The sequence below is a fragment of the Deltaproteobacteria bacterium genome (assembly GCA_026712905.1).
Classification (GTDB): Bacteria; Desulfobacterota; Binatia; order UBA9968; family JAJDTQ01; genus JAJDTQ01.
The window spans coordinates 1-3,994 of sequence record JAPOPM010000127.1 but is presented as its reverse complement, the minus strand read 5'-3'; the positions used below and the strand labels follow the sequence as shown (position 1 = coordinate 3,994).

Below are 3,994 nucleotides of genomic sequence, written 5' to 3'. Positions count from 1 at the left end.
CGCCGTTGGGGCCCTGGTCGAACTGGAGTTCTGGCTTTACGGTCACCTCGGTGCCGTCGAGTTTGTCGTGTACTCAGGACACCGACGACGGGACAGCACCGTTTAAGGTTGACTGCACTTGGGGTGGGATCGATACCCCCGTTGTTAGCGGATACGAACTAGAGGTTCAGCGCAGGGTTGGAACAGATTGGGCAGTCGTGCCCTCCCGCGCGACAACCGCGACTGCCTACTCCCCGAGCCTTGTTGCCGGTTATTACCGAGCCCGTGTGCGGGCCGGTTCGCCCGTGGGGCCCTGGTCGAACTGGAGTTCTGGCTTTACGGTCACCCCGGTGCCGTCGAGTTTGTCGTGTACCCAGGACTTGTCTGACAGCTCGTCCCCGTATGAGGTGGACTGCGAATGGGACCGGGTAACCACCCCCGCGGTCACCGCATACCAACTCCAAACCCGCCACCGCGACGGAGGAGGAACTTGGTCTTCGCCCGCATCACCACTCGTCACGAGGTCATCCAGCGTTACCCATAGCTTCGCTGTGAACACCTACCAGGCGCGTGTGCGGACCAGCCTGCCCAGCGAAGGCGCTTGGTCCGATTGGACGGAGGCCTTCCACGTCGTTGTTCCGACCCGGCCCGCCTTGCCCGTGGGAAACTGTACGTCCTCGACGACCGGAGTGCAGTCGACGGTGACTTGGACATGGAGCAGCACCGGGTCTCAGGTCACGTACGAGATCACCTTTACCGATCCCTCAGAACACCTCGCTGGACAGGATCTGTGGCAAGACGCGGGCAGCCGCAGAACTGAAGGGCCGAAAAGTAACTTGACTCCAGGCGCGGGATACGCGGTCTTCGTTCGAGCCAAGAACATCGTCGGCACCAGCGACCATATCAACATTACCTGCAACACACCTGCGCCAAATGGGCCGAGCCAATACGCGGAAGTCCAAAAGATAGCCCATCTCGGCAGCGTCACGGGCGGCTATACCCTCCAACAATTCAAAGACGAAAAGAGCCCCTCAGACCACACCAACCCCACCGTCGCCCCCTATCCTTACCTCACCTGGCAAGATGACGACTGCTCGATTCCTGTACGGTTCCTCGTTCGAGCGATCACCGGATGGGGCAATGAGTACGCACCGATGATTATTCCGGGAGTACCGGTTCCCCTTGCGCCAACGGCACCGCTCAAAGAGGGGTGCTGGCGGCACGACTTCGCATGGAGGAATCTCTACCGCATTGAACAGCGATATGCGGTGGACTCATGGAACCAGACGAATTATAATCTGAGCAATAGCCGTCTCATAGCCGACTGGCACGACATTTGTGACGCCACCTACACTGGTCCCGGGCAGGGAGACTACGCAGCGGATTGTAAACAGAAATCAACCCTCGCTTGGACCACTCTCGTTGCGTTGTCTTCTGTCGCGGGTTACAGTTCGGATGTCGGCGAAATTGGGTATGAGTAGCGGTGATCGCCACGGATCGGAGCCGAGCTATGGGTTGGGAGCGATATGACGCAAGATGTGCGTGACGTGCGCCGGTTCTCGGTCCGCCGAGTGTGGTTTGTTGGTCTGGTTGCGCTGGCGGTGGGTGGGCTAGTGTGGTTCGGCATTGATCGCTCAAGGGGTGAGGACACGAGCGGTGGAGATGGTGGACGGATCGAACCGGTCGCAGCCACTGGCGCCTCTTCAGGTTCTGCAGGCCCGGAACAATCCGCCAACATGCCTGGAACTACCGAGGGCGGAGGCGACGTCGCTTCTTCTGTGGCTGAAGCGGGATCTCCGGTGGTTGAAGCACCATCACGACCCGACTTGGGTTTGGAAGAGATAGTCCGCGAGTTCATCCTGCAGATGTATGGCGGGGAAACGATTGATTCGGCGTCGTACTTTAGCAGCACCTACGCCAAGCTCGAGTCCACAGACGCCGACGTAAAGCGACGGGGCCAGTTTGAACTCGAAGTGCATGTTCAGCTTGGTGCTGCGTTCGCCGATGATATTTACTATCAGTTGCTACAGCAGTCACTGCACGATGACTGGGACGCATGCCTGAACGCGCATGGACTTCCCGCACGTGAAGAATTATTCCTACTCAGCGAGGAGCAGCAGGAGGCCTTCTTTGAAGAACGCGGCATAGTCGGAGACCGGGCGACTGAACTTACAGATGAGTGCTGGGCACAGTCTCGCATCTATGCGGGTAAGGACGAAGGGACCGATCTACTGCTCCGAGCGCAGCACCAGTTCTACTTGGAGGTTGCCCAAGCCTGGGTGGAAGCCAATCCTGACAAGGTGGTCGCCCTGCCGGCCAACTCGACGAGGCGGTCTGAGCCTCGGCGGCGGCGTCCTTCGACCTCTACAGTAGTGCGATGACTGCGTTTCGGCGGCAAGGTGACGTTGCGGGTGTCGCGGGGGTTGGCCGTTCTGGTGGGCGGCATGTGGAAGATTCTCGAGTGGGGGAACTCGGTCGCGGATTGCAGTTCGAATGTCGGCGAAATCGGATATGAGTAGCGGTGATCGCCACGGATCGGAGCCTAGCTATGGATTGGGAGCGACATGACACAAGATGCGCATGACGTGCGCCGGTTCTCGGTCCGCCGAGTGTGGCTTGTCGGTCTGGTTGCGCTGGCGGCGGGTGGGCTAGTGTGGTTCGGCATAGACCGCTCAAAGGGTGAGGACACGAGCGGTGGAGATGGTGGAAAGATCGAACCGGTCGCAGCCACTGGAGCCTCTTCAGGCCCCGCAAGCCCGGAACAATATGCCAACTTTGGCTTGGAAGAAATAGTCCGCGAGTTCATCTTGACGTTGTATGGTGGGGAAACGCCGGGTTCGGTGTACGTTCCCAGCGCCGACGCCAAGCTCGAGTCCACAGATCCCGCACTAAGGCGACGGGGCCAGTTTGAACTCGAAGTGCATGATCAACTTGACGCCGCGTTGGCCCATGATCTCAACTATGGACTGCTGCAGAAGTCACAGTTTGATGAGGCGATTTCGTGCGTGGACGGGTATGGACTTCCGTCAGTGGACGAGATCAGTCAGCTCAGCGAAGAGCAGCAAGAAGCTCTACTGGAAGAAGTTGAACGCGTCAGAGAGCGGCTCACAGAAATTGAGGATAAGTGCTATGCACAGGCTCGCATCTATGCAGGTAAGGACGAAGAGACCGACCAACGACTCCGAGCGCAACACCAGTTCCACTTGGGTGTTGCCCGAGCCTGGGTGGAAGCCAACCCCGACAGGGTAGCCCCCCTTCCGGGCTAAATCAGGGAAAGCGGCCATGTGGAAATCCCCCGAGATCGTGGAGGCATGCTCTAACGCGAAAGGAGAGCGATGTCGGAGATACGGCGACGTTCTGACCGGGAGTTCCGCGGCGGCGCGGTGCGGATCGTGACCGAGACGGGCAAGCTGATCGCCCACGCGGCCCGTGATCTGGATATCCATCCGGGCACGTTGGGGAACTGGTGCAGGCGGAGCGGAGTCGCCGCCGGCGGCGGGTGATGACGCGGCCTTCGTCGAGGCTGGTTCGGTGACCGATGTGCGCGTGTTGGACAACGACGTGGACCTCGACGGGAATCTGGATGTGTTGTCGTTGGCGGTCACGGCGTCGCCGGGATCGGGTGTGCCGATGGTGGAGGAGGTCCCGGGCCACGAGTTGGTGGTGCGTTACCGGGCACCCGCGGCCGGCGGCCGTGAGGGTTTCTCGTATCGGGTCTGTGACGCGTTGGGGGCCTGCGACGACGCCGAGGTGACCGTGCTGCTTGCGCCGGGTGCGTGCACGATTCGGGGCACGGCGGGCGATGATGTGTTGGTGGGCACGGCGGGTGATGACGTGATCTGCGGTTTCGGCGGCGACGACACCCTCTGGGGCGGCCCGGGTGATGACAGGCTCCACGGCGGCCCCGGCGCCGACACCTGTACCAGCGGCCCTCACACCGCCGCATGCGAAACATGACCCCCACATCGCTCCGGCTCGGCCGACGCCGCACGATCGGCGTCGTCGTGCTGCTCGT

Annotated in this window: 5 protein-coding genes; all 5 read left to right on the top strand. The window is 60.9% G+C overall.

What is annotated here, in order from left to right:
* Nucleotides 1–668 precede the first annotated feature (668 nt).
* The 5 genes from OXF11_10040 to OXF11_10020 all read left to right on the top strand — a co-directional run bounded on the left by OXF11_10040 (nucleotide 669) and on the right by OXF11_10020 (nucleotide 3,936).
* Nucleotides 669–1,460: a hypothetical protein gene (locus tag OXF11_10040; GenBank protein MCY4487438.1), complete on the top strand. Its 792-nt coding sequence runs from the start codon at nucleotides 669–671 to the stop codon at nucleotides 1,458–1,460.
* 45 nt (nucleotides 1,461–1,505) lie between these two features.
* A complete protein-coding gene (locus tag OXF11_10035) occupies nucleotides 1,506–2,360 on the top strand; it encodes a hypothetical protein (protein ID MCY4487437.1) in 855 nt (284 codons plus the stop codon).
* Nucleotides 2,361–2,543: 183 nt separating this feature from the next.
* The gene (locus tag OXF11_10030) at nucleotides 2,544–3,245 is read left to right on the top strand and encodes a hypothetical protein (protein ID MCY4487436.1); all 702 of its coding nucleotides are present in this window, start codon (nucleotides 2,544–2,546) and stop codon (nucleotides 3,243–3,245) included.
* A gap of 69 nt (nucleotides 3,246–3,314) precedes the next feature.
* A complete protein-coding gene (locus OXF11_10025; GenBank protein MCY4487435.1) occupies nucleotides 3,315–3,482 on the top strand; it encodes a transposase in 168 nt (55 codons plus the stop codon).
* 28 nt (nucleotides 3,483–3,510) lie between these two features.
* Nucleotides 3,511–3,936 carry a hypothetical protein gene (locus tag OXF11_10020; GenBank protein ID MCY4487434.1) on the top strand — a complete coding sequence of 142 codons (426 nt, stop codon included), beginning with the start codon at nucleotides 3,511–3,513 and terminating at the stop codon, nucleotides 3,934–3,936.
* Nucleotides 3,937–3,994: the final 58 nt, after the last annotated feature.